Raw genomic sequence first — 6,000 nt, forward strand, 5'->3', positions numbered from 1 at the left:
GTTTGTAGTAGAATAATATCAGCGGTAAAGCGCACATAAAAAGCGAAGTTGGTCGAGCGGATTGTCATCTCTTGATATCCGGAACCCTGGAAGCAAAAATCCTAAATCTTGTAAAGCGAGAGACGTTAAAGCGAGAATTCGATAAATCTCGATATATTAAAATACTGTGGGACACACAGGAATTTAAGCTTGAGGAGTGAGTTGAAAGACTCAAGTATGCCTTGTAAGACCAAAGGTAAACCAATTCACTTGTTGAACAGGTAGCCAGAGGCAGAGTCAGCCCAAGAATCCCCGCACTTATAGGGCGGGGAGTGTCAAAACCGGGATAATTGGGAACCTACTATGCCACGAACACAGCGTAACGATAACTTTGTTGACAAAACCTTCACGGTAATGGCAGATCTCATTCTTAAGGTTTTGCCAACCAATAAGAGAGCGAAAGAAGCGTTCGTCTATTACCGCGATGGGATGTCGGCTCAGGGAGATGGCGAATATGCGGAAGCGTTGGATAATTACAAGCAAGCGTTGGAGTTAGAAGAAGATTCCTATGACCGCAGCCTGATTCTGTACAATATGGGGTTAATTTACACCAGCAATGGTGAACATGAGACGGCATTGGAGTATTACCATAAAGCTCTCGACTCTAATCCCCGTCTTCCCCAAGCGCTGAATAATGTTGCTGTTATTTACCATTTCCAAGCGGAGAAGGAAAAGGAAGCGGGAAATGATGAAGCCGCAGAAAAGTTGTTTGATCAAGCGGCTGACTATTGGAAACGAGCGATTCGTTTGGCTCCTAATAACTATTTGGAAGCCCAAAACTGGCTAAAAACCAGTGGACGTTCAGCTATTGATATCTATTTTTAGTCATTTGTCATTTGTCACTGACTAGGAAAGAATCAACAATCAACAATCAACAATCAACAATCAATCATGATTGACCTAGAACAAGTTCGCAAAGTCGCTAATCTGGCGCGTTTGGAGTTAACTCCTGAAGAAGAAGAGCAATTTTTGCCGCAGCTTAATAGCATTTTGGAATACTTTCAACAGCTTAGTGAATTAGATACGGAAAATGTTCCGCCAACGACACGAGCCATTGATGTTAGTAATGTGACCCGATCCGATCAACTTCAACGGTATCCGGAGCGGGATGCTTTATTGGCAGAATCTCCTGACCAAGATGGGGACTTTTTTAAAGTGCCGCAAATCCTCAGTACGGAAGAGTAACGGGAGTCTGGAGCATAACTGCACAAAACGTTCAAGTAGGTTGGGTACTTGCGATCGCTCCCATCCAACAGGCTAACTCGCTGGCGTTGGGTTACTCTACCCTTCGGGAACGCCAAAGGCGAACGAGAAGGCGAGAGCCTACTTTCCTCCACCCAACCTACAACCTATTCCACCATTTTAGCTGTGCCACGCCACTACAACGGTGACAGGCTCCGAGAGTAACGCTGAATTTATCCTTCGTCTTTGGTCATTTGCAGGTTTTTTTGAGAATAACCAAGGACGAAGGCGGTTTCCATGAATGAATAAATATTAATTTTTTTGAAGAATATAAATAAAATGATCAATATAGAGAATTGAGAAACCGAAAATAGGGATAATTGACAACTAAAGGCATTGGGAATAGGGAGAAAATATGGCAACTGGAATGCTGGTGAATGGACAATGGACGAAGGAACCTTACCAGCAAGACCCTGAGGGGCGATTTAAGCGAAATCCGACCAAATTTCGTAACTGGGTGAGTGCTGACGGTTCGACAGGGTTTAAAGCTGAGTCGGGACGCTACCATCTCTATGTCTCTCTGGCTTGTCCGTGGGCGCACCGCACGCTGATTATGCGGAAGTTGAAGGGGTTGGAGGAGGCGATTAACCTGTCCATTGTTGACCCGTTTATGGATGAAGATGGATGGGAATTTTCCGAGGCTCCCGGTTGTATCCCGGATACAGTTCATGGAAGTCGTTATCTGCGAGAGGTTTATCTAAAAGCTGACCAAAACTGTACGGGACGAGTGACAGTCCCTGTGCTTTGGGATAAACAAAAGAATACGATCGCGAATAATGAGTCCCGTGAAATTATCCGTATGTTCGATACCGAGTTTGAGGCGATCGCGAAATCTCAAGTTAGCTTCTATCCCGATCATCTGCAAGACGAAATCGATCGCGCGATTGACAGAATTTACCAACCGATCAACAATGGTGTCTACCGCGCTGGGTTCGCCACGACTCAGACAGCTTATGACGAGGCAGTAACAGAACTTTTTGAAGCACTAGACTACTGGGAAAGGGTTCTATCCCAGCAAGCTTATCTGTGTGGCGATCGGATCACAGAAGCTGATTGGTGTATGTTCACTACCCTGTTTCGCTTTGACCCCGTTTACTACGTCCATTTTAAGTGCAATTTGCGTAGAATTAGTGATTATCCCCATCTGGGAAAGTATCTCAAAAATCTCTATCAGCAACCGGGTGTTAGCGATACCTGCAACCTTGAGCAGATCAAGCAACATTATTACAAGAGTCATCCCCACATTAATCCCACTCGCATTGTACCCAAAGGTCCTGTGATTGATTGGGTGGCGGGGTAAATTTTGACTGTGTAGGGGCGGGTAATGGGATTTTCTGTTCGCTGTTGATGATCACGTTTGTACAAAACCCGCCCTGAACTAACTCCCCCAGCTCCCCCAATTCCTACCAATAGAGTAAAGTATATTCAGAAGCAACCATAATTTAGTATTATTGTCAATACTATTTATCTTAGGATCTTGAGATCGGTAGAGTCTAATTTGAGCCATCGGTAAGGTAGCATCTGAGATAGTCCATAGAGATTGATCACAGCTCCTGAACCCTAATCACCACCCGACTAGCCAGAGTTGGCAAGCTGTCAAGGCGTTTACACCAGGTTGCACTATGATTTCAAATTTATCTGAACAGTCCCATTATCCAGAAAGTGCGAGTAGCGGATTACAAATTGCCAGAGGATTAAAAGCTAAATCACAAAACTATAAACGATTGCTGGTTGAGGTGTTGAAATGGACAGGCGGACAACCATTCCTTACCCAGCAGCTTTGTCGATTAATTGCCCAAGCACCTGATGCACCATCGAAAGGAACGGAAGCGGAATGGGTGGAAAACTTAGTGCGATCGCACTGGATTGAGAATTGGGAACAGCAACCGGAACTGATGCATTTGCAGACGATCCGCGATCGCTTGCTCAGACGTAAGCACCGCAGTCTGAAGCTATTGCAACTGTATCATCGTATCCTCCAACAGGGAGAAGCGATCGCCAATGACAGTTCCGAACAGAAGGAACTGCGGATGATGGGGTTAATCCTCAAGCATCAAGGGAAAGTTCGGATTCACAATCGCATCTATGAATCGGTATTTAACCAAGAGTGGGTCAATAAGGCTTTAAAAACCATCCAAGCGGATTTAGAACCAGGCGACTCGGAATTTCTCAAAACCTTAGCCGAATTAGAACGCAAACTCTTGGTTTCCCAGGTGGAAATCTTATCCAAAGCCGATACGGAATCAGAGGATGAAGGTTCAGCACAAGCCTTGTATGAGGTGCTACGCGATGTTACCTCGAAAGTCGGCGAATTACTGGGTGCGGATCGCGCCACCATTTTCTTACTCAATGACGAGAAAACAGAACTCTGGTCATTGGTGGCGGAGAATGAAGAAGGTGAATTCCTGGATATTCAGGTGCGAGTCGGGGAAGGGATTGCGGGTCATGTGGCTCAGGATAAAAAAGTCATCCATATTCCCGACAACGTTTATGAAGATCCCCGCGCCGCGCTGGTTAAGGAATTTGACAAAAAATATAATTACCGCACCGAAAACATCTTGGCATTTCCCATCTTAAGTGAAAACAAAGAGGTGATTGCGGTAATTCAGTTACTAAATAAATTACCCGCTGATGAGCAATCCGACAAACGACCCAAAGGATTCACCACCCTCGACTTAGAACGATTGGCAAAATGCGTGGTTCCGGTGCGGCGGATTCTGGAAAGTTGCCAATCCTGCTACAAGGTAATGAAGAAGCTACGGGCGACAGCCGCCTTAGCCGAAGCCACGCGATCGCTCGATCAGATTAACTTAGATACTAAGGCAATTCTGCAACGGGTAATGAATACCGCCAAGAAGCTGCTGAATGCCGATCGCAGTACCTTGTGGTTAGTGGATCGCGATCGCGGCGACTTGTGGACGGAACTTCCAGGGAAAGGAGAGGTGCGTTGTGATGTTGGGGTTGGCTTTGCGGGTCAAGTGGCGCAAACCCGCAAACCGATGATTATCCCCTTCGATATCTATGACCATCCCAGTGCGGAAAATGCCAAGAAAACCGACGAACAAACCCGCTACCGCACCTGTAGCCTCCTCTGTATGCCCGTCGTCAGTCCCGATGGGGAATTATTGGGCGTAACCCAACTAATCAACAAGCGGAAACCTGGCGATCATCCAGAGTATAACCGAGACGAGTGGCCCCATGTTCCCAGCTACTTTAAAGCGAGTTTTGATAAAAATGACCGCCAATCCATGCAAGTCTTTAACGAACGAGTGGGTGTAATCCTGCAATTCGTCAAGACTCATGAGACACTCAAACAGCTTGCTCAAATTGAGCCAAAAGAATCCGTTTATAATACCCTAGCAATTCTCAGTAATTCCGTTGCTGATCAGAGTGATGAAGCGCTCTACAATGCCCTGTATTATACGTTGAGCTTTGTCACCAACTCGATTAACAAACTCTTGGGCGCGGAACAGACCACAATTTTTCTCCTGGATGCCGAACAAAGCATCTTTTGGTCATTAGTCTGGAATCCCAGAACCCTAAATGCTCAAGAAATTCGAGTGTCCGCCACTCTAGGAATCGCCAGTAAAATGGTTGAATCGCGTTCAGTCAAAGCTAGCAAAAACCCCAGTAAACTGAATGATCTGTTAGTCCATATGGGGTTAGAACCCGACGCGATCAACACTGTGGAAAATATGTTGTTATTCCCGGTTGTAGACTCCAAAGGGAAAGTAATTGCCATTATTCGGTCATTTAACAAATTCCTCTTTACTTATGAATCGGGGGGAACGTTATCCGAAACAATCGAAATCAATGGCTTTACCCAAGCCGATGCCCAGAAATTGCATGAACGCATGGCATCCACGTTACCCATTCTGCAAGGGTTTCAAGCATTTCACCGGGAAATTCGCAATCTTCAGGAACAACGCAAGGCGATCGATCCCCTCTATCAAGCGATTAGTTTAGTCAGTAGCAGTAGCGGCGGAAATGCCGAAGAAATCATCCAAACGGTGATGCAAGCCGCCAAACAACTGACCCATGCGGATCGCACCACCCTTTGGTTAATTGATTACTCAACTCAGGAATTATGGACAAAAATTCCCCAAGCTGATGGATCATTAATGGAAACACGAGTACCTTTAGGAGAGGGATTTGCTGGGAAAGTTGCCCAAACTGGTCAACCCTTAAACATTCCCTTTGACCTCTACGAACATCCCGATTCTGATATCGCCCGCAGAACAGACGCCAAAACTCATTATCGGACTTGTAGTCTGTTATGTATGCCGGTTTTAAGTTGTGATGGTGAATTACTAGCTGTTACCCAACTCGTGAATAAACGTCACGCTGATGATACAACAGAGTATGATCCATCCCAGTGGCCCCAAGTTCCTGAGTACTTTAAAGCCAGTTTTGATGAAAATGATCAACGAGACATGGAAATTTTTAACAATCAAGTGGGTGTTGTACTTCCCGGTATCATTCGTTAAGTCAGATTGGACAGATACCATGGCACATCTGTTTTGACCCTTCACCACCTTCAAGGAACCTGATTTGTAGGGGCGGGTTTAGGTAGCATTGGTGTCAACTTAAGGTATAAAACCAATGCTAGCAAGGTTTTAAGCTGTGTCTATCTACTCCTCAACATTTCCCCCTCATCCCCTAACCCCAACTCCGGACCCCCCTCGTTCCCCCCTACCCCCCTCGTTCCCCCCTACCCCC

General features: G+C 45.8%; 4 protein-coding genes. All 4 read left to right on the forward strand.

The features are described 5' to 3' along the window. Positions 1-342: 342 nt before the first annotated feature. The 4 genes from RIG27_RS12925 (at position 343) to RIG27_RS12940 (ending at position 5,768) form a co-directional block, all read left to right on the forward strand. Entirely contained in the window at positions 343-864 is a 522-nt protein-coding gene (locus tag RIG27_RS12925; RefSeq protein WP_446345679.1) for a photosystem I assembly protein Ycf3, read from the forward strand. Between the two features lie 66 nt (positions 865-930). Further along, a complete protein-coding gene (gene gatC, locus RIG27_RS12930; protein WP_446343471.1) occupies positions 931-1,224 on the forward strand; it encodes an Asp-tRNA(Asn)/Glu-tRNA(Gln) amidotransferase subunit GatC in 294 nt (97 codons plus the stop codon). Positions 1,225-1,636: 412 nt separating this feature from the next. Continuing rightward, positions 1,637-2,581, forward strand: a complete 945-nt coding sequence (locus tag RIG27_RS12935) for a glutathione S-transferase family protein (RefSeq protein ID WP_446345681.1) — start codon at positions 1,637-1,639, stop codon at positions 2,579-2,581. A gap of 322 nt (positions 2,582-2,903) precedes the next feature. After that, entirely contained in the window at positions 2,904-5,768 is a 2,865-nt protein-coding gene (locus RIG27_RS12940) for a GAF domain-containing protein (protein WP_446343475.1), read from the forward strand. Positions 5,769-6,000: the final 232 nt, after the last annotated feature.

Origin of the sequence: Coleofasciculus sp. F4-SAH-05, assembly GCF_040222985.1 — a bacterium.
Lineage (GTDB): Bacteria > Cyanobacteriota > Cyanobacteriia > Cyanobacteriales > Coleofasciculaceae > Coleofasciculus > Coleofasciculus chthonoplastes.

Bases quoted from the DNA above. Each gene is read 5' to 3' on its own strand.
- RIG27_RS12925 (WP_446345679.1), top strand. From the start codon at position 343: ATGCCACGAACACAGCGTAACGATAACTTTGTTGACAAAACCTTCACG.
- gatC (WP_446343471.1), top strand. From the start codon at position 931: ATGATTGACCTAGAACAAGTTCGCAAAGTCGCTAATCTGGCGCGTTTG.
- RIG27_RS12935 (WP_446345681.1), top strand. From the start codon at position 1,637: ATGGCAACTGGAATGCTGGTGAATGGACAATGGACGAAGGAACCTTAC.
- RIG27_RS12940 (WP_446343475.1), top strand. From the start codon at position 2,904: ATGATTTCAAATTTATCTGAACAGTCCCATTATCCAGAAAGTGCGAGT.